Consider the following 26,853-nt stretch of genomic DNA (forward strand, 5'->3'; position numbering starts at 1 on the left):
TTGGCTGATGAACGTAAGGCGGCTTTAGATGCTGCATTAAAAAAAATCGAAAAAAATTTTGGTAAGGGTTCAATTATGCGTTTAGGGGAAAAGGCGGATACACAGATCTCGACAATTCCGTCTGGTTCACTGGCATTGGATGAAGCTTTAGGTGTTGGTGGTTATCCTCGAGGTAGAATTGTTGAGGTTTATGGCCCTGAAAGCTCTGGTAAGACAACCGTAGCGTTACACGCAGTTGCTGAAGTTCAAAAACGTGGTGGAACTGCGGCGTACATTGATGCTGAAAATGCAATGGATCCTAAGTATGCCGCAAATTTAGGGGTTAATATTGATGATCTATTACTTTCCCAACCGGATACCGGTGAACAAGGTCTAGAGATTGCCGATGCATTAGTTTCCAGTGGTGCGATTGATCTTGTTGTAGTGGATTCGGTAGCCGCCTTGGTACCACGAGCTGAAATTGAAGGCGAAATGGGCGATGCGCACGTGGGCTTGCAAGCACGTTTGATGTCGCAAGCACTGCGTAAGCTTTCTGGAACAATTAACAAGACAAAAACAATTGCTATTTTTATTAATCAAATTCGTGAAAAAGTTGGTATTATGTTTGGTAATCCCGAAACGACTCCAGGTGGTCGTGCTTTGAAGTTTTATTCAACCATTCGGCTGGAAGTTCGACGGGCGGAGCAAATCAAGAATGGTACGGACATAATAGGTAATCGAGTTAAGATTAAGGTTGTTAAAAACAAGGTTGCACCACCATTTAAGGTTGCACTAGTCGACATTATGTATGGTGAAGGTATTTCACAAACCGGTGAGTTAGTTGATATGGCGGTTGAAAAAGATATTGTCGATAAAAGTGGCTCTTGGTACTCTTATGGTGAAGATCGAATTGGTCAAGGACGTGAAAACGCTAAGCATTATTTAAGCGATCATCCTGAAGTTATGGCCGAAATCAAACAAAAAGTTCGTGAAGCTTACGGCATTGCTGAAGCAAGTGAGACACCTACGGAAACAAAGGCGGATGCTAAAGCGACAAAAGCAGAAAATAAGGTAGAATCAAGTGCTAATGCAAAGTCGGCGGCCAAAACAGATGCAAGTGTTAAGGCCAAAACAAATGCAAAAACACCAGATACAAAAGATCCTAGTCAATTAGATATCTAAAGGTATGATCAGGAAGAGAAGTGGGACGAAGGTCGGTTTTGGGTTTACCGCGTAGCTTAGTTAGGCACGCGAACCCAGACTTTTGGTGCACGTTCTAGAGTAACGCTCAGAAATAGTAAGAGGCGGGGATAAAAATCCTAGCCTTTTTTATTTTGTAATAATGTTACTAACTTTTAATAAAGTTGACATGACAGTCATTCAACTATAAAATAAAGGTTGTGTAAATAATCAAATAATAAACATCTTAAAATTTATATACGGTTAGTAATAATCGTTTTTGATGATGCGGAGGTGAAGATATGAATCTATCTATCGCGATAATCCTCGCAGTCATCATGTTAGTTGTCGGTTTGATCTTAGGATATGTTCTACGTAAGCAGTTTCTTGAAAAACAATTAGATGCTGCACGTACAACTGCTGATAGCATCATCGCTGATGCAAAAAAAGAAGCTAAAACAAAGAAAAAAGAAGCTCTTTTAGAAGCAAAAGATGAAAATCATCGCTATCGGGCCGAGGTTGAAAATGAGTTAAAGGGGCGACGTGCTGACGTCACCAAGCAAGAAAATCGTTTAATTCAACGAGAAGAAACTATTGACCGCAAGGATGATACGCTTGATAAGAAAGAACGTTCTCTTGAAGATAAAGAGAATAAAATCAATGCGCGACAACAACTCATTGATGAAAAGCAAAAGGAAGTATCCTCGTTAATCGAGAAGCAACAAACAGAGTTGGAACGGGTGGCAGCACTTTCTAAAGATGATGCTCGTAATATATTGATGAATCAATTGAAGTCAGATTTATCTGATGAACGAGCTGTTATGATCAAAGAAAGTGAAGATAAGGCAAAGGAAGAAGCAGATCGTAAGGCTAAGAGCTTAATTGCCTATGCCATTCAGCGTAGTGCAGCTGATTCTGTTTCTGAGACAACTGTTTCAGTTGTTAATTTGCCTAATGATGATATGAAAGGGCGCATTATTGGTCGTGAAGGACGTAATATTCGGACACTAGAAACCTTGACTGGTATTGACCTTATTATTGATGACACTCCGGAAGCTGTTGTTTTAAGTGGTTTCGATCCTGTTCGGCGTGAGATTGCCCGAATAGCACTTGAAAAGTTAATTCAGGATGGTCGTATTCATCCAGCTCGGATTGAAGAGATGGTTGAGAAGTCGCGTAAAGAAATGGACGAACGAATTCGTCAGATTGGTGAAAAAGCTACTTTTGATCTTGGAATTCACAATCTGCACCCAGATTTAATTAAGATCTTGGGTCGGCTCCACTTCCGGACTAGTTACGGTCAAAATGTATTGGATCATTCGATTGAAGTTGCCAAGTTAGTTGGAGCACTTGCTGCAGAACTAGGCGAGGATGTTACATTAGCGAAACGCGCAGGATTATTACACGATATTGGTAAAGCTTTAGATCATGAAGTTGAAGGATCACACGTTGAAATTGGCGTTGAGATTGCTCGTAAGTACCATGAAAATGAGGTTGTCGTTAATGCGATTGCTTCACATCATGGGGACGTTGAACCAACATCTGTTATTGCTGTTTTAGTGGCGGCAGGAGATGCTATTTCAGCTGCTCGACCAGGAGCTCGTTCTGAATCGTTAGAAAACTATATCCACCGTCTTGAAAAATTAGAAGCAATTACAAATAGTTTTGATGGGGTTAAGAATAGTTACGCGATTCAGGCTGGACGTGAAGTCCGAGTGATGGTTAAGCCAGAGGAAATTAGTGATTTAGACGCTGTTGTATTAGCTCGTGATATTCGCAAGCAAATTGAAACGGAACTAGATTATCCTGGGCATATTAAAGTAACTGTAATTCGTGAAACAAGAACAATTGAATATGCTAAGTAGGGTTAGTAGGGGTAGTGACGAAAGTATTTTTGTCATGGCCCCTATTTTTTTGAGTATTGAGATCAAATTTTAAGTCAGAGGATATTTATTTATGCACCTTTTTGTTTCAGTGTCTAACGGGTATGAATACTGTTTACAAAATATTGGCCTATTATTGATTGGTTAATATTAGGAAATCGGTAAAATTAATTAATAAGCGGCAGGGTACAAAGGTGCGCTTAAAAGGCCACGTTACATATTTAGGAGAATAATTTAAAATTTGCCATATCTAGTTGGACTGCCAACTTCACTTTATTTAAACGAATATTAACTAGTTTAAGCTTGTGCAAGAAAATAGCAATTTGTATAATGAAACTCAGTAGGTAGTGTAATTAGAAAGCGAGCGTACTTTATGTTCAACATTTTCGTCAAACTATTTTTAACCGTATTTATTGCCGCAGTCTTGACGCCAATTGTTCGGCGGATTGCGATAAAAGTGGGTGCTGTAGATGACCCTAATGCTCGCCGGGTTAATAAAATTCCAATCCCAACAATTGGTGGATTAGCGATTTTTATAGCCTTTACATTTTCAACGTTTGTTTTGTTGCGCGAGCAATTTCCAACACCTATCCTTTACAGTATCTTTCTAGGTGAAGCGATCATTATTATCACAGGCTTGTTGGATGATATGATTGAGCTTTCGCCGTGGCAAAAACTGACGGGAATGCTATTAGCTGCTTTGGTTATTTATTACGTCGCTCAAATTCGGATTTTAACAATTAGTTTGCCGTGGATTGGGAAAATAAACTTAGGTATTTGGGGATTACCACTAACAATTTTATGGATTTTGGCAATTACTAACGCAATTAATTTAATTGATGGGCTTGATGGCCTAGCAACTGGAGTTTCGTTAATTGCGTTACTGACAATGGGTTTAATTGCATACTTCTTTTTAAACGTTGATAATATTGATGTTCCAATTATGATCTTTGCTCTAGTAGCAAGTTTGATCGGCTTTTTACCATTTAATTTTCATCCGGCAAGTATTTTTTTAGGAGATACAGGGTCCTTATTCATTGGTTTTATGATTTCAGTTCTATCATTACAAGGTTTAAAAAATGCCACCGTAATTTCTGTTGTCATGCCCGTACTCGTTTTGGGCGTTCCGATCACGGATACCTTCTATGCCATTGTTCGGCGTTTATTAAACCATCGGCCGATTATGGAGGCTGATAAGCATCATTTACACCATCGTTTGATGCAAATGGGCCTAACCCACCGACAAACAGTTATTGCGATTTATGGAATTGCCTTAATCTTTTCATTAATTGCACTATTACTACCGCTATCTAGTTTTTGGGGATCGATTGCGTTAACCGTGGCGGTGTTAATCAGTTTAGAGATTTTTGTCGAGGAAATTGGGTTGATTGGTCCTAAACGACAACCCTTGTTAAAGCTAATCCGGTATATAATCCATAATAAATAAAAAAACGAACTGTATTTCCACAAGACTCCGAAGTGAATTCCAAGATTGGGTAAAAAGACCAATTTTTGGGGTTCACTTCATTTTTGTTGAAAAGATAGCTCGTTTTTTATTGTTCGAAGGGAACTTCATGGTAACGTGTATGGCCTAATTTAAACGTAACTTGGCCGCTGAGTAGGTTAGTGATGGCTGCTTTAGTAACTTCTACTTGTTCGCTAGCAACTAGGATAATTAGGTTGACGTTAACTGCGTAGGTGGTATCGGTGACCGTTAAATGATTGGCCTCAAGGTAGTGTTCTAGGGTGCCTTGTTGCTTATAAGTAATTTGAACTTGTAATTCTTGTTGCAAGGTTCCCTGGACTAACCCAATTGCCGCAGTTGCTTCGGACACTGAATGGCTGTACGCACGAATTAGGCCACCGGCGCCCAGTTTAATTCCCCCAAAATAACGGGTTGTTACCACAAGTGTGTTTGTCAAATGTTGCCGTTGTAAAACGTTAAGCATCGGCGCACCGGCAGTTCCGGATGGTTCACCATCGTCACGCATATGCTGGATATCATTATGATCACCTAATACATAAGCACTACAGTGGTGGTTGGCCTTGTAATGTTCCTTTTTTATTTGTGTAAGAATTGCGTCTGCTTCAGCAGAATCCTTTATTCTAGCTAAATAACAAATAAAGCGGGACTTCTTAATTTCAATTTCGTGGGTGCCATTATGAGCAATGGCAACATAATTTTTTAGCATTTTTATGACTCCTTAAACGTAATTTAATATTAGAGGGGGACTATTAATGAATTGTGAAGCATTATTCGGTCGTTTAGAAATTGTTGATCAAACAACTTGCAAGGCCTGGCGGGATCTTTTTCCAGAGTTAATCGTTCAACCGGCGATGCTACTTACTAATACTGTCGTCACTTGCCAGCGCTGTCAAGCACGACACAGCAAAAAAAGAGTTCAATTGCCTAGTGGGACTTATTATTGTCCAACTTGTTTGTTACTGGGACGCGTTTGTTCCAATGAATACCTAGTTAACCTTCCAGAAAAAAATTGTTTTAAAGGACCAACGGAATTAACTTGGCAAGGAACGCTAACGCCGGCACAAGCTGAGGCGGCAGAGATGATCAAACAAATTTTTAAGCAGCACCGACAGCATTTATTGTGGGCTGTTACTGGCGCGGGTAAAACGGAGATGTTGTTTCCAGGATTATTTGCTGCGCTTAAGCAAGGTAAGCGCGTCGCAATTGCCTCACCTCGAATCGACGTTTGTTTGGAGTTGTTACCGCGCTTACAACAAGCATTTGCAAAAACGGAAATTATGTTACTGTACGGCGATCAACCTGAACCGTACCACTACACCCAATTTGTATTGTGTACTACGCATCAATTACTGCGCTTTTACCAAGCTTTTGATGTCTTGGTTATTGATGAAGTCGACGCCTTTCCCTTTGCGCAGGATCAACAGTTACATTTTGCCGTTGGGCAGGCGCGCAAAAAAACAAGTGCCTGTTTGTATCTAACGGCAACACCTGGGCCAGCGTTGTTGCGGCAAGTTAGCAAAGGTTCATTAAGTCTCAGCTATTTACCACGACGTTATCACGGCCATCCGTTAGCGTTGCCCCACTGTCACTTGGCTCTTAGGTGGTATCAACAGTTAATGAAGGGCCAATTGCCTTCAGTATTAAACCATCTATTAGAAGATAAGGTTCAACGGCGGCAGTCCTTTTTGTTATTTGTCCCCAAAATTGCACTTTTAGAGCCTTTGGCAAAGTTGCTGGGCAATAATTTTTCCGACTTGAAATTCACTACGGTCTATGCCGCCGATCCAAAGCGAGCCGAGAAAGTACAGGCCATGCGACAGGAAAAACTAACGGCGTTACTTACAACAACTATTCTGGAACGCGGTGTAACCTTTAAGAATATTGAGGTGATCGTACTGGGCAGTGATGATGGCGTTTTTACAATGAGCGCGTTAGTGCAGATGGCAGGGCGGGTTGGCCGCCATCGTGATTACCCAACTGGCCGCGTTGATTTTATTTGCGCTGGCTACAGTTGTGCGATGAAGCAGGCGAGTAAACAAATCAAGCAGATCAATAAGAAGGCAGGGTTTTAATGCGCTGTCTGTTGTGCCAACAATCATTTATTCAGTCACTAACTTTGGCTGATATATTCTATTTTAGAGCTTTAACAACGTCACCTATTTGTTTAAACTGTCAGCGTAAATTTCTCCGAATTAGGCCCAATTTGGCTTGTTCTGGGTGTGGTCGGTTGCAGACGCAGCAAGGCTTGTGTCAGGATTGTTTGACCTGGCAAAAAAATTACCCCCAATTACTTCATAATCGAGCCTTATTTTCTTACAATGCTGCAATGCAGGATTTTTTTAAACAGTATAAGACAAGTGGTGATTATCAATTGAGCACTTGTTTCACCAGTGTGCTGGGACAATTTTTTAAAAAGGTGTCAGCCGATATTTATGTGCCGGTACCAACTGATACGAGGAGCTATCAAAAAAGAGGTTTTAATCCTGTCTGCGGTATTTTTGGCGCGGTTGTCCCTCTTTATGATTGCCTGAACAAACGTGAATTACCGGTTAAACAGGCACATAAAAATCGAGGTGAACGGCTGGCAATGGCGCAACCCTTCCAGGCTAATATGGATAAGTGTCGGCCACTTGCAAGAAAACAAATTATTTTGTTGGATGATGTTTACACAACGGGGCGAACCTTATTTCACGCCCGAGATTGTCTTTTAAAGGCAGTTCCTGGCCTAAAAATAACAACCGTGACCTTAGCCCGTTAACTCAAAGCTGACTATTAGTGCACTCTTTTTTCCAAACACGTCGTAGTTTTGTTTAGGTTAAACATTGTTAATTGCAGCGCTTTCCATTATAATCAGTATATAAGCAAGGCATCAAGGCTTTTCAGCTTTGATCCTGTTTGCCCAGCGCAAACTTGCAAGTGAAAGGGGAGAAATTCTATGCTTAACTATAATGTTCGTGGAGAAAATATCGAGGTAACTGGTGCTATTCGAGACTACGTTGAAAAACGTTTGGACAAGTTGAACAAGTATTTTCCAAGTTCAGCTGATTCGCAGGCCCACGTTAACTTGAAAGTCTATCCCGATAAAACCGCTAAGGTCGAGGTTACAATTCCGTTACCTTATCTGACCTTGCGTGCAGAAGAAACTTCACCAGATTTGTATGCGAGCGTTGATCTTGTCACAGATAAGCTTGAACGTCAAATTCGAAAATATAAGACAAAGGTTAATCGTAAGTCCCGTGAAAAAGGGCTTAAGGATTTCAACTTAGCAAATTCTGATGAAGCGGCCGAGGATTCCTCCGATAATGCGGATGACAAACTTGATATTGTAAGAACGAAACGTGTTTCGTTGAAACCAATGGATAGCGAGGAAGCAGTTTTGCAGATGAACATGTTAGGACACAATTTCTTTATTTTTGAAGATGCTGAAACTAATGGTACAAGTATTGTTTATAAGCGGCGTGATGGCCGTTATGGTCTGATTGAAACGGATGAACAATAAGTTGATGGCACCCAAAAACGGAGTAGGAGAAATCCTACTCCGTTTTTGTGCCGGTTGATTATTAATCTTTCGCTAGCAAAGCTATTTTCAAGCATCAATTTTCATGCTAAACTAGTAAGAGTATCTTTTTGGATTTATAAAGTTAACATTTGTCATACATGACAAGAAGGGACTTTACAATGGCAAATATTTTAAAGAACTGGGTCGAAAGCGATAAGCGTGAAGTCAAACGAATGGGCAAAATCGCCGATAAAGTTGAGGTCTTAGCGGATCAAATGGCCGCATTATCAGATGATGATTTAAAGGCCGAAACGCCAAAATTAAAAGAACAATTAAAAAATGGTAAAACCATAGATGATATCTTACCCGAAGCATTTGCAACGGCTCGTGAAGCCGCCAAGCGTGTCTTAGGTTTGTACCCGTTCCGGGTTCAAATTATTGGTGGTATTACGTTACATGAAGGTAATATAGCCGAGATGAAAACTGGTGAAGGTAAAACCTTAACGGCAACGATGCCAGTTTATTTAAACGCATTAGCGGGCAAAGGAGTCCACGTTGTAACAGTTAATGAATATTTATCTGGTCGTGACGCCAAAGAAATGGGCGAATTATATAATTGGCTTGGTTTATCAGTTGGGTTAAATTTAAATTCATTGAGCTCAGAAGAAAAGCGAGCTGCTTATGGGGCCGACATTACTTATTCAACTAATAGTGAACTTGGTTTTGATTATTTACGGGATAACATGGTGGTTTATAAGGAACAAATGGTCCAACGGCCGCTTAACTTTGCGATTGTCGATGAAGTTGATTCAATTTTAATTGATGAATCTAGAACGCCGTTAATTATTTCGGGACAGGCTGAAAAATCCGCCGGCCTATACATTCGTTCTGATCGTTTTGCTAAGACACTTAAAGAAGACGATGACTATAAGATCGATTTACAGACGAAGACGGTCAGCTTAACCGAACAAGGTATTCAAAAGGCTGAAAAGAATTTTGGCCTGGATAATTTGTACGATGCAGATAATATGGCACTTAATCACTACTTAGATTCGGCATTACGTGCGAATTATATTATGTTGAACGATATTGATTACGTTGTTCAAGATGGTAAAGTTATGATCGTTGATTCTTTCACTGGCCGTGTCATGGAAGGTCGGCGCTATTCAGATGGCTTGCATCAAGCAATTGAGGCAAAAGAAGGCGTTGAAATTCAGGATGAGTCTAAGACAATGGCCAACATTACTTACCAGAACTTTTTCCGGATGTACAGCAAGCTATCTGGGATGACCGGGACGGCTAAAACAGAACAAGAAGAATTTCGTGAAATTTACAGTATGGAAGTTATCACCATTCCAACTAACCGACCAATTGCCCGAATTGACCAACCTGATTTACTTTACCCAACGTTATCAAGTAAGTTTAATGCAGTTGTTGAGGACATTAAGCAGCGGCACGAAAAGGGCCAGCCCATGCTAATTGGGACGGTTGCTGTTGAAACTTCAGAACGCCTATCACGAATGTTAGACCAAGAACACATCTCCCACGCTGTTTTAAATGCCAAGAATCATTTAAAAGAAGCCGAGATTATTATGAATGCCGGTCAACGTGGCTCAGTTACGATTGCCACTAATATGGCCGGCCGAGGAACAGATATTAAGCTGGGACCTGGTGTTAAAGAACTAGGTGGCTTATGTGTTATTGGGACAGAACGACATGAATCGCGGCGGATTGATAATCAGTTACGTGGTCGTTCTGGTCGGCAAGGTGATCCTGGTGAAACGCAATTTTATTTATCACTAGAAGATACGTTGATGCGCCGCTTTGGTTCTGATCGAATTAAGACATTATTGGAACGGATGAAAGTCAGTGATGATGATGCGGTCATTCAAAGTCGAATGATTACACGACAAGTTGAGTCCGCACAAAAGCGGGTCGAAGGTAATAATTACGATACACGTAAAAATACGTTACAGTATGACGATGTTATGCGTGAACAGCGTGAAGTAATTTATGGTCAACGGATGCAAGTTATTAATGAAGATGATTCATTAAAGTACGTCTTGGTGCCAATGTTTGAACGAACTATCAAGCGGATTGTTGAATCGCATACGCAAGGTGAAACTGACAAGTGGGATTTACAAGCAATTTACGATTTTGCAGTTAACGCAATGGTGGCTGAAGATACGATTAGTATGGAAGACTTAACCGGTAAAACAAGTGATGAAATTAGTGATTACTTGTTGGATCGTGCCAATAAAAGTTATGCAGAAAAAGAGAAACAATTATATGATCCTGCACAAATGTTGGAATTTCAAAAAGTTGTTATTTTGCGGGTTGTTGATTCACATTGGACAGACCATATTGATGCCATGGACCAATTACGTCAGGCTATTGGGTTACGAGGCTATGGGCAGATGAATCCATTGGTGGAGTATCAGTCTGAGGGTTACCGAATGTTTGAAGAAATGATCGCGGATATTGATTATGATGTGACGCGCTTATTTATGAAGGCAGAAATTCGCCAGAATATTAAACGTTAGATTTATGGGAGTGAGACAAAAGTCGGTTTTGGATTAGCGGTAGTTACGCAGTGAACCCAGACTTTTGGTGCACGCTCTAGAGTAACGTTTGGAAACAATAAGAGGCTAGGGACTTTTGTCCCAGCCTCTTTCGCTGGAGGCACAAAAATGGAATTAAGTGAAGGTAAGAAAATATTAGCGGGAATTAAAGCTAAGTTGGCTAATTTTAGGGGGTCGCTTTGACCTCGACGCGCTAAACGAAAGTATCGGCGAAAATGAAGCACAGATGGCGGAACCCGGTTTCTGGGATAATCAACAGGACGCTCAAAAAGTGATTGATGAAACTAATCAATTGAAATCTAAATTTGATTCTTTTCACGATTTAGAGGCCGGTTACGAAGATTTAAGTGTTTTGGCTGAATTGTTAAGTGAAGAAGATGACGCCCAGATAGCCGCGGAATTTGAAACTAATTTAGGTGAGTTACAGGCCAAAATGCAGCAGTATGAATTAAGCCTACTTTTGAATGGTCCCTACGATAGTCATAATGCAATTTTGGAAATTCATCCTGGCGCTGGGGGAACGGAATCACAAGATTGGGGCGAAATGCTACTGCGGATGTACACACGCTGGGCCGAAAAACACTTATTTTCAGTTGAAACCGTTGATTATCAAGCAGGTGATGACGCCGGAATTAAAAGTGTGACGTTATTAATCAAGGGCCATAATGCCTACGGTTACTTGCGCTCGGAACGGGGTGTACACCGATTGGTTCGGATCTCACCGTTTGATTCGGCCGGCCGCCGACATACGTCATTTGCGTCGGTTGATGTGATGCCGGAATTGGATGAAACGGTTAATATTGAAATTAACAGTGATGATTTACGGGTTGATGTTTACCGGGCTAGTGGCGCCGGCGGGCAGCACGTCAATAAGACGTCATCTGCGGTTCGTTTAACCCACTTGCCAACTGGAATAGTCGTTGCAAGTCAGGCCGAACGATCCCAATTATTAAATCGGCAGACTGCTATGAATATGCTACGGGCCAAGTTGTATCAACGTGAATTAGAGGCCAAAGAAAAACAAAAGGCCGAAATTCAGGGTGAACAAGCTGATATTGGTTGGGGCTCACAAATTCGTTCTTACGTTTTTCAACCTTATACAATGATTAAGGATCACCGTACTAATTATGAAACCGGTAATGGCCAAGCCGTTTTAGATGGCGACTTGGATCCGTTTATAAATGCTTATTTACAATTACAATTGCAAGAAGAAAATCCCAGTTAGTACTTAAATAAGTGCTGCTGAGGTTATGAGTTTTTACTTTTTAGTATCCGTTATTTAGAAATAGGGCTAGGTGTTACAGCAGAGGCAAACTTTGTTGTCACAGCGGGCTCTATTTTTGGGTTAAATAGTTTGGTTTTAAATATGCCGGTTTTTAGCTTGTCAGTTCGTAAACCGTATTCAATGGTAAGTAGGCTGCAGAAATACGGCTACAAATTTTATAACTGTGTTTCTTAATCTTGGTGCAAGAACAGGCGCTGTCCAATAAAATACCAGCTTTCTTTTCAAACGCTGGCAATGTTATACTGACATTAACTAAAAAAATGGGGTGTCGGTGAAATATGCAGATTGTTTCGGTTATTATGAGCCTACTTTGGCAACCTTTGTTGTGGCTTGGTTTACTTAGTGGCTTTTTAGTGAGTTACTTAAGGATAACAAAGGAACGAAGCTTATTTAGAATAGCGGTCGATAACCATTATCATGAGTTTCGTCACTTCTTCACTTGGGGTGTTCCATTTGGAATTGGCTTATCAATAGTTAGTCTACTGATTGGGTTTAAATTACCATTAATTTGGGTACAGATTTATGAGTTAGTTGCCTTTCTTGTTTTATTGTTAAGTATTTGGTGGTTCATACCATTTCTAGGGTTATTAGTCACTAGCTTAATCGTTATGCTGGTGGCGCCAAGTAGCTCCTCCCAGTTAATGTCCAATGTACTCGTACTTTCGGGGGTGGCTGCTTTATTTACTGCGTTGTTGGTCCATCGTTTAGGGGAGCAAACAGTTTCACCACGAATTCGCAAAAGTGCCCGTGGTCGGCGGACTGGTTTTTTCCGATTGCGGCAATTAGCGTTTGTGCCGTTAGTTGTGTTAGTCCCAGTGAAAGGGGTAACAACTAGTGTTTGGCCAACCTTCCAATTTGGGAGTGGTTCCTACAGTTTGTTTATTTTACCGCTCTTTTTGGGCTTTTTATTAACGGTTAAACACCAGCAAATTATGCTGGCCATTAAACAAACGACGCAATGGTATTTAATCGAGGGTGGTCTATTACTGATTCTTGGAATTGTGAGCCAATTCTTGACTAATTTGACCAATTTATTTTTAATTTTGGCAATTTGTCTAGAAATTGGCGGTCACATTTGGCGATACTTTTCGGCACGTTCTGGTTCAATTCATTATACCGAACCATTTGTGGGGATTAGTGTTTTAGGTATCCAGCCAGGTACACCGGCGGCCAAGATGGATTTGGTGAAAGGAGACACAATTCTGGACTGCAACCATATTGCAATTAATGATGAGGATTCCTTCTACCGTTCTCTAATGACTAATCCAACGTATTGTCATTTGCGGATTAAGACGATTACTGGCGATATTAAAATTACCGAAACAGCAATCTTTGCTGATTCACCACATGAAGTTGGGGTCATTACATTTCCGAAAAAAGGTGTTTAGGATGCAACGAGTATTAGTTGTTGATGATGAACCTGCGATTGTCACGCTACTAGCCTATAATCTAAAAAAGGCCGATTACGCGGTTACAACCGCTACAGATGGTGTTACTGCTCTAAAGTTGGCATCAGAACAACAATATGATTTTATTTTGTTAGATTTGATGTTGCCGGAATTGGATGGTATGGAGGTCACTAAGCGTTTACGGCAAGAAAAAATTCAAACGCCAATTATTATTTTGACGGCCAAAGACGATGAATTAGATAAGATAATTGGGCTGGAGTTAGGAGCCGATGATTATTTAACTAAGCCGTTTAGTCCCCGCGAAGTTTTAGCACGCATGAAGGCCATTAATCGGCGCCTAAATCAGCAGGCGTTAGCACAACAGGTTATTAAAATTGGCGAATTAATTATTGACCCAGACAAATATACAGTTAGTCGAGGTGGGGTATCATTAAATCTGACGCCCCGCGAGTACCAATTGCTCATCTATTTTGCCAAGCGACAACACCGGGTACTTAGCCGTGAACACTTACTTAATGGTGTCTGGGGGTATGACTATGCCGGTCAAACGCGAATGGTTGATATTCAAATCAGTCATTTACGGGATAAAATTGAAGTCGATCCGAAAAGGCCTAAATATTTAGTTACGGTTCGTGGATTTGGTTATAAATTGGAGGAGCCGCAGGATGAAACAAATTAGGCACTTAGGCGAATTGATATTAGGGGTGATTATTGTTGGTGTGACAATGATCATTCTTTTTTTAAACCAAAGCTATTTAGCCAGTCAAAAAAAGGATCTGAGTGATAAGGCCCAGTTATTTCAAGGACAAACGCTGACCCAAATGAGGGTTCAGGCCAAACAGACTAATTGTCAGGTGATGGCCTTTAACCGAAAAAATCAATTGGTAGTTTCTGCGGCCGGTGTTACTGCCAGAGAAGCACTTCCGGCTGTTTTACGTTATCAAACGACTGGAAAAAGACAGGCCATTGTTCAGACGCGACAACAAGATCAACTGGTTTATTTAATAACTAAACACGATCAAACAATTTTATTAGTACAACCAAAACGAAATTTGTGGGAGCCGTTTTGGCCACACGCGGCTTATGTTATTGGGGTAACGTTGGGTATGATTGGCCTGATTGTTTTAGTATTATTGGGTCATCATTTGGCCGTGGAACGTTCACTCAAACGATTAAAACAACAATTACAACAAATTAAACATTCAGAAAAAATGGCGCCGGCGTTACTCAAGCCAACGGATCGTTATTTTGACTTGGAACAACAAATTGTTCAGGTTAACGATGTTGTTGGCCAGGCAAAACAGCAGGAATTGAAAAGGCAGACTGATTTCAATCAATTATTAACTCAATTGACGGTTGGCATTTTGCTACTTGACCACACAGGCTTGGTCGTGAATAGTAATCCGGCCAGCGCACAATTACTGGAGACCAAGATCATTTCCCGGCCGCACCCTTACGTTAATGACATTCAAGATTACCACTTGAGTCGCTTAATAAAGCGTGCTCTGCGGGACCGAGAAGCCCAGCACCAGGAAATAACTTTAACCTTAACTAAGGAACAAATTGTGGATGTTCACGTTGTTTGGTTGACGGCAGATCGACTGGCTGTTTTATTATATGACGTTACGGAAATTAAACAAATTCAACAAATGCAATTGGATTTTGTTAGTAATGTGTCCCACGAATTAAAAACACCAGTAACTGCAATTACTGGCTTTACTGAAACCCTATTAGCAGGAGCACAAAATGATCCAAAAGATCGGCAAGCGTTCCTAGAAATTATTGCGACGGAAAGTCAACGCTTGACGAGTTTAATTCAAGACATTATTGCGTTGGCCCGTGGTGAACAACGACAACCTAAGTTGACTACATTTGACGTTCCAAATTTAATCGAGCAGTTGTTACCGGCGCTACAACCACAAATAGATGCAAAAAGAATTCAACTTAAATTGGACTTAGCGATCGCACCTAATTTAAAAACGGACGCTAATCAATTTGAACAGATTATTAAAAACTTACTAGTTAACGCAATTAATTACAATCGTGTTGGGGGACAAATTACGCTGACGAGTCGTTTAGTTTCCGCTGGTTGGCAGCTTAAAATTTGTGATAGCGGTGTCGGAATTGCTAGTGCAGATCAGGCACGTGTTTTTGAACGCTTCTACCGGGTTGATAAAACACGTAGTCGGGATACAGGTGGCACTGGCTTAGGGCTGGCAATTGTTGCGGCGTTGGTTACTGGCTTAGGTGGGACAATTAGGCTACAGAGTCAGCTTGGTGTAGGTAGTTGCTTTACAGTTGTACTACCAAGTGAAGAAGCGGGTTCAGAATGATTAAGTTTTGGCTTTTTCACAAAGATATTTTAGGCTTATTAGTTTAGTGTAAATATGTTCTAAAAGTGGAAACTGCGGGTTATCAGTAATGTTATAACTTTACTGATAACCCGCAGTTTTTTTGAATAAAATTGGAATCAATATTTATTCAGGCATAGGCATTTTTCTTGCTTTTACCTGTCCAGATAAGGTCCAATTAAGCTAGAGCATAAACCTCAATTTACATAATTTTTACATTAGAAGTGCTTTATTTTTACGTTCGTTGGCTAAACTATAAAATGGATAGGGGGGTTAACTGTGAAGAAAAAGATCTTAACTGCTGCGGCGCTTTTAATCAGTCTTATTGGTTTGACAGCTTGTCAGAAACAATCAAGCGGTGAATCAATTACTGCCGTTGGTTCTTCTGCCTTACAGCCGTTAGTGGAAGCAGCCGGTGAACAGTACAGTAATGACCATTTAGGTAAATTCATTAATGTTCAAGGTGGCGGTTCTGGAACCGGGCTCAGCCAAATCCAGGCCGGAGCAGTTGATATTGGTAATTCTGATGTGCATGCTGAGGAACAAAGTGGGGTTGACGCAAAAAGATTAGTTGATCATCGTGTTGCAGTTGTAGGAATCACCCCTGTCGTTAACAAGAAAGTTGGCGTTACTAATTTAAGCTTTGCCCAGTTAAAAGCAATTTTTACGGGCCAGGTCACCAATTGGCGCCAACTTGGCGGTGCTGACCTACCAATTGTTTTAGTTAATCGTGCCGCGGGTAGTGGCACGCGGATTACCTTTGAAAAATGGGTCATGCAAGGGAGTCAGGCTAAGCAGGCACAAGAACAGGATTCGACGGGAATGGTGCGGCAAATAGTGGCCTCAACCCCTGGTGCAATCAGTTACCTCGCTTTTTCTTACGTTGATAAGTCGATTGCTGCGGTAAAAATTAATCATGTTGCTCCAACGGATAAAAATGTTTTAACGAATAAATGGAAAATTTGGTCTTACGAACATATGTATACAAAAGGGAAACCAACGGGCCTAACTAAAGATTTTATTGCCTACGTGTTGAGTCCTAGAATCCAAGAAAAGGTTTTACCACGTTTAGGTTACATTTCAATTTCACAAATGAAGGTTGAGCGTGATGTGACCGGTCACGTTACGAGGAGGTCATAAGATGGATCCAATTCGCGAAAGTTTATTAAAAAAGTCGCACCAGAGTAAAGTTGAACGTTTGGGTAAGTTGGTTAGCTTCTGTTGTATTGCTTTAATTGTGATTATTGTCCTAGCCATCTTTTACTTTGTGGCCTCCCGAGGACTAGCAACTTTTTTTCACGATAAAGTAAATTTATTTGATTTTCTAACTAAGGATGTCTGGAATCCAAGCGTAAAAGATGCCCGTGGATTACCTGAAGTTGGTGCCTTACCAATGATTGTGGGTTCCTTTTTAGTTACGATTCTGTCCGCCTTAGTAGCGACACCTTTTGCAGTTGGTGGGGCCATTTTTATGACTGAGATCTCACCCCGACGCGGGATGCAAATTCTGAAACCAGTGACTGAATTATTGGTTGGGATACCATCTGTTGTTTATGGTTTTATTGGTTTATCAGTAGTTGTTCCTTTCGTGCGCGGAATTTTTGGTGGCACTGGATTTGGTATTTTAGCGGGAACCTTTGTCCTGTTTGTCATGATCTTGCCAACTGTAACCTCCATGAGCGTTGATGCACTGCAAGCAGTACCACGTTATTACCGCGAAGCATCGTTAGCATTAGGTGCAACACGTTGGCAAACTATTTATAAGGTTGTTTTGCGAAGTGCGACACCGGGTATCTTAACGGCAATTGTTTTCGGTATGGCCCGGGCATTTGGGGAGGCTTTAGCCGTTCAAATGGTTATTGGTAACGCGGCCTTGATGCCGCATAATTTAGTCTCACCGGCTTCAACTTTGACAAGTGTGCTAACAATGGGTATTGGTAATACAATTATGGGCTCACTACAAAATAACGTTCTCTGGTCACTGGCCTTATTATTACTATTAATGTCCCTGGTCTTTAATCTACTTATTCGCTTCATTGGTCGAAAGGGGGCGTTGAAGAAATGAACGTCAAACGGCAAGATAAAATCGCAACAGTTGTCCTTTACCTAATTTCCGGAATGATTATTTTAATTTTGGCCGCTCTACTACTTTATATTTTGGCCGCTGGCTTACCCCACGTTTCTTGGCATTTTTTAACTTCTCCGGCCCGGGCATTTGAAGCCGGCGGTGGGATTGGTATTCAGTTGTTTAATTCGTTATACTTACTCGTTTTAGCAATGTTGATTTCAATGCCAATTTCCTTAGGTGCAGGAATTTATTTATCAGAATACGCTAAGAAAAATTGGCGTACAACTTTCGTCCAAACGGCAATTGAAATTCTAAGTTCGTTACCATCAGTTGTTGTTGGCCTGTTTGGTTTCTTGATTTTTGTTGTTCAGTTTAAGTTTGGTTTTTCAATCCTGTCTGGCGCACTGGCACTGACTTTCTTTAATTTACCGCTATTGACGCGAAATGTAGAAGAATCGTTGGCCAGTGTTCAAGGTAGCCAACGTGAGGCCGGTTTAGCACTAGGCCTATCCCGTTTTGAAACTGTGACGCGGGTTATTGTTCCTGAAGCATTACCCGGCATTACGACAGGGATGATTCTTGGGGCCGGACGTGTTTTTGGTGAAGCCGCAGCTTTGATCTACACTGCAGGACAGAGTGCGCCGGCACTGGATTTTAGCAATTGGAATCCTTTTTACATTGCCAGTCCCTTAAATCCATTACGGCCTGCCGAAACACTAGCCGTTCACATTTGGAAAATTAATTCAGAAGGTATTATGCCAGATGTTGCGGCGGTTTCTGCGGGAGCTTCGGCAGTCTTGGTGATTGTGGTCTTAATTTTTAATCTCAGTGCGCGTTGGTTTGGAAAATGGTTATTTAAAAAAATGACCGGAGGCGACTAAGAATGCAAAAATACGATGTAACCAAGACTGCGATTAAAACTTTTTCGCAACCAGAACACGAGATTGCTTTACAAACTAATGATTTACACGTTTATTATGGGGACCATGAACAGATTAAAGGTGTTGCTTTGCAGTTTGAACGGTATAAAATTTCGGCAATCATTGGTCCTTCTGGTTCAGGAAAATCAACGTATTTACGGGCGTTGAACCGGATGAATGATGAGATTCAATCTGCGAAGGTTACCGGCTCAATTATGTACCGTGATTTGGATGTGAATTCTCCGCAAGTTGATGTTTATGAAATGCGTAAACACATTGGAATGGTATTTCAGCGGCCGAATCCATTTGCAAAATCAATTTATGATAACATTGCCTTTGCCTTACGCCGCCATGGAATTAAAAAGAAGGCGACATTAGACGAAATAGTGGAAAAAACATTGCGTCAGGCAGGTCTTTGGAAAGAGGTTAAAGATAGCCTATCCAAAAGTGCCTTAGCACTTTCGGGCGGGCAACAACAACGTTTATGTATTGCGCGTGCGTTAGCCTTGAAACCGGATATCTTATTACTTGATGAGCCTGCTAGTGCGCTTGATCCAATTTCCACAAGTGTCGTGGAAGATACGTTAACCCAATTAAAAAAAGATTACACGTTAATCGTTGTGACCCATAATATGCAGCAGGCTGCCCGAATTAGCGACTATACGGCGTTCTTTTATGACGGTTACGCCTTGGAATATGGTGCAACAAATCAAATTTTTACGCAGCCAAAGCTTAAGGCAACTGATGATTATATCTCGGGAAATTTTGGCTAATTAGCATAAGGCGCAGCAAATGGAGGGGTGTAGTTAAATGACTGCTATTATCGAAACCAACGACACACATTTATATTACGGAAAAAAAGAGGCACTAAAGGGAATTAGTATGGCTTTTACTGCCAACGAAATTACGGCATTAATTGGCCCCTCTGGTTGTGGTAAATCAATACTGCTCAGAACGTTGAATCGAATGAATGATTTAATTCCTAACGTCACGATAACTGGAAAGGTCACCTTAAACGGACAAGATATTTACGCGCCAGAAATGGATATAGTGGAATTACGAAAGGAAGTTGGCATGGTTTTTCAACAGCCAAATCCGTTTCCTTTCTCGGTTTATGATAACGTCGTTTATGGACTCCGCTTAGCCGGTATTCATGATAAAGGACAATTGGATGAGGCCGTTGAAACAAGTTTAAAGGCTGCTTCAGTTTGGGAAGAGACGAAGGATGTTTTGCACCAAAGTGCTTTGGCCTTATCTGGTGGCCAACAGCAACGCGTTTGTATTGCTAGAGTTTTGGCCGTTAAGCCGGCCGTTATTTTACTAGATGAACCGACCAGTGCCTTAGATCCAATTTCTAGTTCTAAAATCGAAACCATGTTGCTGACTTTGAAAAAGGACTATTCAATTATTTTAGTAACGCATAATATGCAGCAGGCTGGCCGAATATCTGACCGAACGGCGTTCTTTTTGGATGGTCGTCTAGTCGAATATACCAACACAACAAAATTTTTCACCAATCCAAACAAACAAGAAAGTGAAGATTATATTTCTGGTCGTTTTGGTTAAAAAAAGGATTGCGGTAAAAATTGTTAACCATTAATATCAATATCGTCTAGAGGCACAGTTTTATGTTTAAACAAAAAACCTTAGAAATTGAGGAGGAGTCAATAATGCGCGAAATTTTTGGCAGCGAGTTACAAGAGCTACACACGCGTTTTTCCGAAATGGGAATGATGGTTAATGAGGCAATCTACAATGCTGTTAAGGCCTTTGTCGATCATGATCGCGAATTGGCACAGAAAGTAATAAACAATGATAATCAAATTAATGCACGGGAAGTCGATCTTGAACAACGAAGTTTTGAAATGATTGCTTTACAGCAACCAGTAACCTCTGATTTACGAATGATTGTGACGATTATGAAAGCGAGTAGTGATTTGGAACGAATGGGTGACCACGCTGTTAGTATTGCCCGGTCGACAATTCGCGTAAAAGGTAATCCACGTGTTCCCGAAATTGAAGCGGATATTGCAAAGATGGCCCGTTTTGTTGAGAAAATGGTGACCGCTATCTTAGATGCCTACGTTAAAACAGATGCCAAAAAGGCAAAAAAAATTGCTGGTCAAGATAAAAAAGTGAATCAGGCCTTTCAGGATATTTACACGGATTGCATTAAACAAATGCAGCAATCACCTGAAACTGTTATTGGCAGTTCTGACTACATGATGGTGGCCAGTTATTTAGAACGAATTGGTGATTACGTGACCAACTTGAGTGAATGGATCATTTATTTAAAGACTAATAAGATTGTTGAATTAAATAATAATGATAATGAAAGAATGTAATCTAAACGGCGAAATAAATTGGTGCTGACCAAATTATTTCGCCGGTTTTATTGGCACAGGTGTTTATCAGTGCTTTAGACCAACTGCTTAGCAGAAAATCCAACTTAGGCCCTATGTTTTTTGGAACGGTTCAAGCGATAATAGACTCATAGCAAAAAGAAGTCATGCTTAAGGAGGCTATTAGCCATGAATGAACGTGAACGAATTTTAGACTTAGTAAAAAAAGGGATCATTTCAACTGATGAAGCTTTGAGCTTATTAGAAAATAGCGCCAAAGATAAAAGTACCGCAGAACAACAGACGACAACGAAGGTAACACCAGAGAAATCAACTGAGGAACAATCAACAGATAAAAAAAATGAGCAGGAACAAGATGAATTAGCTAATGAAGTTGAAGAACTTCAAACTAAGACACAACAGATTAATGAACAATTAACCCAGAATACTCGCGATTTAAAGACTCAGCAAGAACACTTACAGGTTTTGAATACAATGGAAGATTTAGAAACGTTATCCACCGAAAAAGTTCAAGATCGGGATGAGACAAAAGAAAAGATTGGCCAATTAGAAAGCAAGCAGGCTAATTTAACTGATTCAAAGCGTCACTTACAGCATGAACTGGCTGCAAAGCGTCACGAACAACGGGATAAAATTAAAAATCACTTGGCCGACAAACTTAATTTAGGTGACGAGTGGCGGGACAACGCAACGGATACGTTAAATCAAGTGGGCGAAAAAGTTGGTGAGGCTGGCAGTCAGTTTGGTCAGTTCATTAAGGGTACGGCACAGACGATTATGGATAACGTTGACTGGAAAGACGTTAACATTAAGGTACCTGGTATTGCGACAACAAAATTTGAACATGAGTTTAATTACGCTGACACGACGGCCTCAATCTTAGATGTTAAGGTTGCTAACGGGGACGTTAAGCTGAAGACTTGGGATGGTAATGACATTAAGGTCAGTGTTAGCGGTAAGCTGTACGGTAAGATGGCAGACGTTAGTCCGTTAGAAAATTTCTTACAGCGGAGTGAGATTGCGATTGATGCAGATGTTTTTACCTTTAAAGTGCCAAATAAGCGAATTCAGGCCAATCTAACCTTCTACCTACCTAAGCGGACCTATGATCACACCACAATTAAGTTATTAAATGGTGACGTTGATCTAACCGATTTTGAGGGCGAAGATTTATATATTAAGAGCACCAATGGCCAGATGACGTTTACTGGCGTTAATGCCTCAATGCTTGAAGTTGAAGGCGTTAATGGTAATATTAAGGTAAATGGTGGTCGTTTGATTGATGCCTTATTAAATACAATTAACGGTGAGGTTAAATTCATGAGTAACGCTGAGTCAGTAGAATTGACCACTGTTAATGGTGAGGTTAAGGCTACTGTTAATGAAACAACGTTAACCAAGTTGGTCGCCAGCTCTGTTAATGGTAACGTCAAAATTGCTTTGCCAGAGGATCTAGCAGTTACTGGCCAAACTAAGACACGTTTTGGCGCGATCAAATCACGTTTAAGCGAAGTCACGGTAACTAATGAACGGCATAATACCGGTAATTCAGTTTACGATTTTGAACGTGATCTTAGCACGCCACCGGCAAAGTTAACTTTAAGTACAACTTCAGGGAATATTTTATTAAAGAATACTAAGGCGTAGTTTAGATGATTAAGGAGTGTAAATGATGCAGGCAAAAAGATTAGTAAAATCAAACAACCGGATTTTAAGTGGCGTTTTAGGAGGCATTGCGGACTATTTCAATTTAGATAAGACATTGGTTCGCTTGATTTATGCTGCCGCGGGGCTACTCACGGGCGTTGTACCTGCTGTTGTTATTTACCTCATTTTAGCGCTTGTCATGGCTGATGATCAGACTCCAAAGCAGACAACGACTGATCAAAGCCATGATGATGATTGGAGTGATTTCTAATGATGTTTTTACTATTACTATTATTGGGCGCAATGATGCTCGTCTTTAGTCCAGCAATTGCACTTGTTTTATTGTTGGTCTTGTTGCTTTGGTTGCCATTACGATTTTTAGCCGTTCCAATTTTATTAATCGTTATTTTCCATTTAGTAACAAAGAAGAATCATCATAATTACCATCATCGCCACTATAATTGGCGCCAAAGTAATTACCGCACGCAACCACATTCGGCTGGCCGAGAACGTAAGGCGGCCCGAGATGTTAAAGTAGAAGACGATGACTGGAGTGATTTTTAATGGGTTTTTGGCAGCGAATTTTGGTGAATGCCATTATCTTTTTGGCAATTGCTGGTTTTTTCCCCAACGCCCTCTTTGTTTCTAGTATTTGGATGGCCATCGGCGCTAGTTTAGTCCTGGGAATTTTAAATGCCCTGGTTAAACCTATCCTGACGCTTCTTTCTCTGCCCATCACACTATTAACATTGGGTCTATTCAGTATTATCATCAACGCGATTATGTTGCGCTTAACTGCCTTTTTCGTTGGGAGTGGTTTTGCTTTCAGCAGTTTTAGTTCAGCAATACTAGTTGCGATTGTTATTTCATTAGTTAATATGATCATTAGTAGTCATTTTGGTCGGGCGGCATAACTAAATAAATGGGTAGTCGAGACAAAATAGATTTTTTGTCCTGGCTACCCATTTTTTTGATTATTAGGGGGAACGTTTAGGCCAAATTAGTTAAAAAAATTCCAACAGAAGTTGTTTTTAAATGTGGTTACTTTTGACATAATGTCTTTTACTTTGTATGTTGATCTTAGTAAGTGCAGTCTTTATATAGTAATTCATTAGAAAAGCAGTGCAGGGACCATGTGGCAATGTTAAAATAAAGAATATTGTTGTTTAATTACTTTTTATGATAGGAGCAATTGTAATGGTTGAAAGTGTTAAAGTCAGCGAGCTTGTTGACCGTGCTAAACTCAAAGTTTATGCAGGCCAAGAATTTTTAGAGCAGCGCGGCATTACGGTCAGTGATATTTCCCGACCGGGCTTAGAATTAACCGGGTATTTTAATTATTATCCCCACGAACGAATTCAATTATTTGGTCGGACTGAGATTTCTTTCGTAAAAAAAATGACACCTGAAGAACGGTTGATGATTTTTAGAAAAATGGCTGCTGAAGATACGCCAGCGTTTGTTGTCTCCCGGTCATTAGCGGCACCAGATGAATTATATCAAGCAGCCAAGGACGCCAAAATTCCGGTGTTGGGTTCAAAACTTGCGACGACTCGTTTATCAAGTTTGATGACCGATTATTTGGATGGCCGCCTAGCTGAACGACGGTCAATTCACGGCGTTTTGGTAGATATTTACGGAATTGGTGTCTTAATTACTGGTGATTCAGGAGTTGGTAAAAGTGAAACTGCTTTGGAATTAGTTAAGCGGGGCCACCGGCTAATTGCCGATGATCGGGTTGAAGTTTATGAACAGGATGAACAAACTTTAGTTGGTGAAGCACCAGCTATTTTACGCCATCTGCTTGAAATTCGAGGTATTGGTATTATTGATGTCATGAATTTATTTGGCGCCGGTGCAGTTCGTAGTGATACACCAATTCAATTAGTGGTTCATTTGGAGACTTGGACGCCAGAAAAGAACTTTGATCGTTTAGGTAACGGTGAAGAAGCAATGCAAATCTTTGACGTTACGTTACCACGGGTTACGATTCCGGTTAAAACTGGACGTAATTTGGCGATTATTATTGAAGTTGCGGCGATGAATTTCCGGGCCCGAGCAATGGGTTATGATGCAACGAAGACGTTTGAATCTAATTTGAATCAATTGATTCAAAAAAATTCGGCAGTTGACGAAGCAGCAGATGCAACACCAAATACAACAACTAAACCGAATAATGGTGCTAGTTTAAAGCCGAAAACAGATGAAACAAAGAAAGGTGGTGCTGACGCCTAATGTTGGTAGCCGCGCTTAACCCTATCGCTTTAAAATTTGGACCATTTGAGATTCATTGGTATGGCGTGATTATTGCAACTGGTGTAGTTTTGGCCGTTGTGTTAGCAATGCGTGAGGCCGATCGCCGCCAAGTTTCTTCAGACGATTTATTTAACCTTATTTTATGGTCCTTGCCTTTTGCTTTAATTGGGGCCCGACTTTATTATGTTCTTTTTGAATGGCCGTATTATGCGGCCCACCCAGGTGAAATCATTGCAATTTGGCACGGGGGAATGGCAATTTATGGTAGTTTGATCGCATCAGCAATCGTTTTTTACGTATTTTGTCGGCGGCATCAGTTGCCAATTTGGTTAGTGCTGGATATTGCCGCGCCAACCGTCATTTTAGGGCAAGGTATTGGTCGCTGGGGGAACTTTATGAATCAGGAGGCCTTTGGTGCGCAAACATCACTTGCCTTTTTGCAGGGATTACACTTACCTAATTTTATCATTCAACAGATGTTTATTAATGGTGCTTACCGCCAACCTACTTTCTTGTATGAATCAGTTTGGGACCTGCTCGGTTTTGTTGTAATTATGAGCTTGCGTCATCGTAAAGGATTGTTTAAGCAGGGTGAAGTCTTTTTACTTTATGTTAGTTGGTACGCGTTTGGCCGTTTCTTTATTGAAGGAATGCGAACGGATAGTCTAATGCTCTTTAATCTACTCAGAGTTTCACAACTGCTTTCGCTTATTTTCTTTATTGTTGCAATTGGTTTATGGATTTGGCGCCGCTACAATGATCCGCTGCTGGTTGATTATTTAGCTGGCAATCAAAAGAAATAAACGATTTAAGAAGGAGTTTTTAACGTTATGACAGAAAAAATTGCTGTACTTGGTGCCGGTTCATGGGGGACCGTTTTAGCAAATCTATTAACGGAAAATGGTCACCAGGTCTCTCTTTGGGCTAACAAAGAAAAGTTAGTTACGGAAATTAATCAAGAGCACACCAACGTTCATTATTTACCGACATTCAAAATTAATCCTAAAGTGATAGCGACACTTAGCCTTGCAACAGCCTTACAAGACGTTGATCTAATTTTATTTGTAGTCCCAACTAATGCAATCCGCGAGGTGGCAAAAAAAGTAGTTACCGTTTTGAATGAAAACGGACGTAAACCATTGATTATGCACGCCAGCAAGGGATTGGAACAAGGAACACATAAGCGCTTATCGCAGGTGTTAAGTGAAGAGATTCCTGAAAGTGAACGGCAAGCTTTAGTCGTGTTATCCGGTCCAAGTCACGCTGAAGATGTTGCTAATCGTGATTTAACCTCAATTACGGCGGCCTCCGCCGATCTTGAAGCAGCTAAGCAAGTCCAGCAGTTGTTTATGAATGATTATTTCCGGATTTACACCAATGATGATGTTATTGGTGTAGAAATGGGCGCAGCTTTAAAAAATGTCATTGCAATTGGCGCTGGTGCCTTACACGGTTTAGGCTACGGTGACAACACTAAGGCTGCTTTGATAACCCGGGGTTTGGCCGAGATCAGTCGTTTAGGGGTCGCCTTTGGTGCTAAGCCACTGACCTTTATCGGCCTATCAGGCGTCGGTGATCTAATCGTCACTTGTACCAGTGTTCATTCCCGTAATTGGCGAGCAGGCAATCAATTAGGTCAGGGCCAATCGCTTGAAACGATTTTAAAGAACATGGGAATGGTTGTTGAAGGTGTTTCAACAACCAAGGTTGCCCATGAACTTGCCCAGCAAAAAAATATTGAAATGCCAATTACTACGGCTATTTATCACGTTCTTTATGAACATAAGAATATTCGCGATGAAATTACTTGTTTGATGCAACGTGAAGGAAAAACGGAAATGGATTAGTATGGCAAGCACATTTACGCTAAATTAGTTAGGAAAGAATTAACTAAAATGATTTCCAAACATGAAGCTGGGATAAAAGTTCCAGCTTTTTATTGTTTC

General features: G+C 40.7%; 25 protein-coding genes. 24 read left to right on the forward strand and 1 reads right to left on the reverse strand.

The window, feature by feature from the left end; translation table 11 throughout:
* The 3 genes from recA (at position 1) to EKM98_RS05310 (ending at position 4,488) form a co-directional block, all read left to right on the forward strand.
* Positions 1-1,161 (forward strand): recombinase RecA, encoded by a 1,161-nt coding sequence (recA, locus tag EKM98_RS05300; protein WP_125981066.1) that lies wholly within the window; start codon positions 1-3, stop codon positions 1,159-1,161.
* 299 nt (positions 1,162-1,460) lie between these two features.
* Positions 1,461-3,023: a ribonuclease Y gene (gene rny / locus EKM98_RS05305; protein ID WP_125981068.1), complete on the forward strand. Its 1,563-nt coding sequence runs from the start codon at positions 1,461-1,463 to the stop codon at positions 3,021-3,023.
* Positions 3,024-3,414: 391 nt separating this feature from the next.
* Positions 3,415-4,488 (forward strand): glycosyltransferase family 4 protein, encoded by a 1,074-nt coding sequence (locus EKM98_RS05310; RefSeq protein WP_125981070.1) that lies wholly within the window; start codon positions 3,415-3,417, stop codon positions 4,486-4,488.
* A 106-nt stretch (positions 4,489-4,594) separates the two neighbouring features.
* On the opposite strand, the gene EKM98_RS05315 is transcribed toward EKM98_RS05310, so the two are convergent.
* The gene (locus EKM98_RS05315) at positions 4,595-5,233 is read right to left on the reverse strand and encodes a YigZ family protein (RefSeq protein ID WP_125981072.1); all 639 of its coding nucleotides are present in this window, start codon (positions 5,231-5,233) and stop codon (positions 4,595-4,597) included.
* A gap of 46 nt (positions 5,234-5,279) precedes the next feature.
* Here EKM98_RS05315 and EKM98_RS05320 point away from each other — a divergent pair, with 46 nt between their 5' ends.
* The 21 genes from EKM98_RS05320 to EKM98_RS05420 all read left to right on the forward strand — a co-directional run bounded on the left by EKM98_RS05320 (position 5,280) and on the right by EKM98_RS05420 (position 26,754).
* On the forward strand, positions 5,280-6,599 hold the full coding sequence (locus EKM98_RS05320; RefSeq protein ID WP_125981074.1) for a DEAD/DEAH box helicase: 1,320 nt from the start codon (positions 5,280-5,282) through the stop codon (positions 6,597-6,599).
* Between the two features lie 155 nt (positions 6,600-6,754).
* Positions 6,755-7,285: a ComF family protein gene (locus EKM98_RS05325; protein WP_225418527.1), complete on the forward strand. Its 531-nt coding sequence runs from the start codon at positions 6,755-6,757 to the stop codon at positions 7,283-7,285.
* 177 nt (positions 7,286-7,462) lie between these two features.
* Positions 7,463-8,026 carry a ribosome hibernation-promoting factor, HPF/YfiA family gene (gene hpf / locus EKM98_RS05330; protein WP_068225324.1) on the forward strand — a complete coding sequence of 188 codons (564 nt, stop codon included), beginning with the start codon at positions 7,463-7,465 and terminating at the stop codon, positions 8,024-8,026.
* Between the two features lie 179 nt (positions 8,027-8,205).
* Positions 8,206-10,569 carry a preprotein translocase subunit SecA gene (gene secA, locus EKM98_RS05335; RefSeq protein ID WP_125981078.1) on the forward strand — a complete coding sequence of 788 codons (2,364 nt, stop codon included), beginning with the start codon at positions 8,206-8,208 and terminating at the stop codon, positions 10,567-10,569.
* Positions 10,570-10,716: 147 nt separating this feature from the next.
* A protein-coding gene (gene prfB, locus EKM98_RS05340; protein WP_191983368.1) for a peptide chain release factor 2 occupies positions 10,717-11,833 on the forward strand; the annotation gives its coding sequence in 2 pieces (ribosomal slippage) (positions 10,717-10,788 and positions 10,790-11,833; 1,116 coding nt in all).
* Between the two features lie 338 nt (positions 11,834-12,171).
* On the forward strand, positions 12,172-13,281 hold the full coding sequence (locus tag EKM98_RS05345) for a PDZ domain-containing protein (protein WP_125981082.1): 1,110 nt from the start codon (positions 12,172-12,174) through the stop codon (positions 13,279-13,281).
* 1 nt (position 13,282) lies between these two features.
* Complete coding sequence (locus EKM98_RS05350; protein WP_125981084.1) at positions 13,283-13,981, forward strand: response regulator transcription factor; 699 nt, start codon at positions 13,283-13,285, stop codon at positions 13,979-13,981.
* The gene (pnpS, locus tag EKM98_RS05355) at positions 13,968-15,635 is read left to right on the forward strand and encodes a two-component system histidine kinase PnpS (RefSeq protein ID WP_125981086.1); all 1,668 of its coding nucleotides are present in this window, start codon (positions 13,968-13,970) and stop codon (positions 15,633-15,635) included. Before EKM98_RS05350 ends, pnpS begins: the two co-directional genes overlap by 14 nt.
* A gap of 297 nt (positions 15,636-15,932) precedes the next feature.
* The gene (locus EKM98_RS05360; protein ID WP_125981088.1) at positions 15,933-16,793 is read left to right on the forward strand and encodes a phosphate ABC transporter substrate-binding protein PstS family protein; all 861 of its coding nucleotides are present in this window, start codon (positions 15,933-15,935) and stop codon (positions 16,791-16,793) included.
* A 1-nt stretch (position 16,794) separates the two neighbouring features.
* A complete protein-coding gene (gene pstC / locus EKM98_RS05365; protein WP_125981090.1) occupies positions 16,795-17,718 on the forward strand; it encodes a phosphate ABC transporter permease subunit PstC in 924 nt (307 codons plus the stop codon).
* Positions 17,715-18,602, forward strand: coding sequence for a phosphate ABC transporter permease PstA (gene pstA, locus EKM98_RS05370; RefSeq protein ID WP_125981092.1), 888 nt, complete (start codon positions 17,715-17,717; stop codon positions 18,600-18,602). Before pstC ends, pstA begins: the two co-directional genes overlap by 4 nt.
* A 2-nt stretch (positions 18,603-18,604) precedes the next feature.
* Entirely contained in the window at positions 18,605-19,414 is an 810-nt protein-coding gene (gene pstB, locus EKM98_RS05375) for a phosphate ABC transporter ATP-binding protein PstB (protein ID WP_125981094.1), read from the forward strand.
* 37 nt (positions 19,415-19,451) lie between these two features.
* Positions 19,452-20,207 carry a phosphate ABC transporter ATP-binding protein PstB gene (gene pstB / locus EKM98_RS05380; RefSeq protein ID WP_125981096.1) on the forward strand — a complete coding sequence of 252 codons (756 nt, stop codon included), beginning with the start codon at positions 19,452-19,454 and terminating at the stop codon, positions 20,205-20,207.
* 104 nt (positions 20,208-20,311) lie between these two features.
* The gene (gene phoU, locus EKM98_RS05385; RefSeq protein ID WP_125981098.1) at positions 20,312-20,986 is read left to right on the forward strand and encodes a phosphate signaling complex protein PhoU; all 675 of its coding nucleotides are present in this window, start codon (positions 20,312-20,314) and stop codon (positions 20,984-20,986) included.
* A 186-nt stretch (positions 20,987-21,172) separates the two neighbouring features.
* Positions 21,173-22,651, forward strand: a complete 1,479-nt coding sequence (gene liaX, locus EKM98_RS05390) for a daptomycin-sensing surface protein LiaX (protein WP_125981100.1) — start codon at positions 21,173-21,175, stop codon at positions 22,649-22,651.
* 22 nt (positions 22,652-22,673) lie between these two features.
* Complete coding sequence (locus EKM98_RS05395) at positions 22,674-22,922, forward strand: PspC domain-containing protein (protein WP_225418528.1); 249 nt, start codon at positions 22,674-22,676, stop codon at positions 22,920-22,922.
* Complete coding sequence (locus EKM98_RS05400) at positions 22,922-23,215, forward strand: hypothetical protein (protein ID WP_125981102.1); 294 nt, start codon at positions 22,922-22,924, stop codon at positions 23,213-23,215. Before EKM98_RS05395 ends, EKM98_RS05400 begins: the two co-directional genes overlap by 1 nt.
* On the forward strand, positions 23,215-23,565 hold the full coding sequence (locus tag EKM98_RS05405; protein ID WP_125981104.1) for a phage holin family protein: 351 nt from the start codon (positions 23,215-23,217) through the stop codon (positions 23,563-23,565). Before EKM98_RS05400 ends, EKM98_RS05405 begins: the two co-directional genes overlap by 1 nt.
* A 283-nt stretch (positions 23,566-23,848) precedes the next feature.
* A complete protein-coding gene (gene hprK / locus EKM98_RS05410; protein ID WP_125981106.1) occupies positions 23,849-24,886 on the forward strand; it encodes an HPr(Ser) kinase/phosphatase in 1,038 nt (345 codons plus the stop codon).
* A 2-nt stretch (positions 24,887-24,888) separates the two neighbouring features.
* Complete coding sequence (gene lgt, locus EKM98_RS05415) at positions 24,889-25,710, forward strand: prolipoprotein diacylglyceryl transferase (protein ID WP_318531610.1); 822 nt, start codon at positions 24,889-24,891, stop codon at positions 25,708-25,710.
* A 27-nt stretch (positions 25,711-25,737) separates the two neighbouring features.
* A complete protein-coding gene (locus EKM98_RS05420) occupies positions 25,738-26,754 on the forward strand; it encodes an NAD(P)H-dependent glycerol-3-phosphate dehydrogenase (RefSeq protein ID WP_125981110.1) in 1,017 nt (338 codons plus the stop codon).
* The last annotated feature ends 99 nt before the right edge of the window (positions 26,755-26,853 follow it).

The organism is Loigolactobacillus iwatensis (assembly GCF_003950295.1).
Lineage (GTDB): Bacteria > Bacillota > Bacilli > Lactobacillales > Lactobacillaceae > Loigolactobacillus > Loigolactobacillus iwatensis.

Excerpts from the sequence above, each read along its gene's own strand:
- EKM98_RS05420 (WP_125981110.1), top strand. The coding sequence starts at position 25,738 with ATGACAGAAAAAATTGCTGTACTTGGTGCCGGTTCATGGGGGACCGTT.
- EKM98_RS05395 (WP_225418528.1), top strand. The coding sequence starts at position 22,674 with ATGATGCAGGCAAAAAGATTAGTAAAATCAAACAACCGGATTTTAAGT.
- phoU (WP_125981098.1), top strand. The coding sequence starts at position 20,312 with ATGCGCGAAATTTTTGGCAGCGAGTTACAAGAGCTACACACGCGTTTT.
- EKM98_RS05345 (WP_125981082.1), top strand. The coding sequence starts at position 12,172 with ATGCAGATTGTTTCGGTTATTATGAGCCTACTTTGGCAACCTTTGTTG.
- EKM98_RS05400 (WP_125981102.1), top strand. The coding sequence starts at position 22,922 with ATGATGTTTTTACTATTACTATTATTGGGCGCAATGATGCTCGTCTTT.
- EKM98_RS05405 (WP_125981104.1), top strand. The coding sequence starts at position 23,215 with ATGGGTTTTTGGCAGCGAATTTTGGTGAATGCCATTATCTTTTTGGCA.
- pstC (WP_125981090.1), top strand. The coding sequence starts at position 16,795 with ATGGATCCAATTCGCGAAAGTTTATTAAAAAAGTCGCACCAGAGTAAA.
- hpf (WP_068225324.1), top strand. The coding sequence starts at position 7,463 with ATGCTTAACTATAATGTTCGTGGAGAAAATATCGAGGTAACTGGTGCT.
- pstB (WP_125981096.1), top strand. The coding sequence starts at position 19,452 with ATGACTGCTATTATCGAAACCAACGACACACATTTATATTACGGAAAA.
- EKM98_RS05315 (WP_125981072.1), bottom strand. The coding sequence starts at position 5,233 with ATGCTAAAAAATTATGTTGCCATTGCTCATAATGGCACCCACGAAATT.
- rny (WP_125981068.1), top strand. The coding sequence starts at position 1,461 with ATGAATCTATCTATCGCGATAATCCTCGCAGTCATCATGTTAGTTGTC.
- liaX (WP_125981100.1), top strand. The coding sequence starts at position 21,173 with ATGAATGAACGTGAACGAATTTTAGACTTAGTAAAAAAAGGGATCATT.
- pstA (WP_125981092.1), top strand. The coding sequence starts at position 17,715 with ATGAACGTCAAACGGCAAGATAAAATCGCAACAGTTGTCCTTTACCTA.
- pstB (WP_125981094.1), top strand. The coding sequence starts at position 18,605 with ATGCAAAAATACGATGTAACCAAGACTGCGATTAAAACTTTTTCGCAA.
- EKM98_RS05350 (WP_125981084.1), top strand. The coding sequence starts at position 13,283 with ATGCAACGAGTATTAGTTGTTGATGATGAACCTGCGATTGTCACGCTA.
- EKM98_RS05310 (WP_125981070.1), top strand. The coding sequence starts at position 3,415 with ATGTTCAACATTTTCGTCAAACTATTTTTAACCGTATTTATTGCCGCA.
- pnpS (WP_125981086.1), top strand. The coding sequence starts at position 13,968 with ATGAAACAAATTAGGCACTTAGGCGAATTGATATTAGGGGTGATTATT.
- hprK (WP_125981106.1), top strand. The coding sequence starts at position 23,849 with ATGGTTGAAAGTGTTAAAGTCAGCGAGCTTGTTGACCGTGCTAAACTC.
- EKM98_RS05320 (WP_125981074.1), top strand. The coding sequence starts at position 5,280 with ATGAATTGTGAAGCATTATTCGGTCGTTTAGAAATTGTTGATCAAACA.
- secA (WP_125981078.1), top strand. The coding sequence starts at position 8,206 with ATGGCAAATATTTTAAAGAACTGGGTCGAAAGCGATAAGCGTGAAGTC.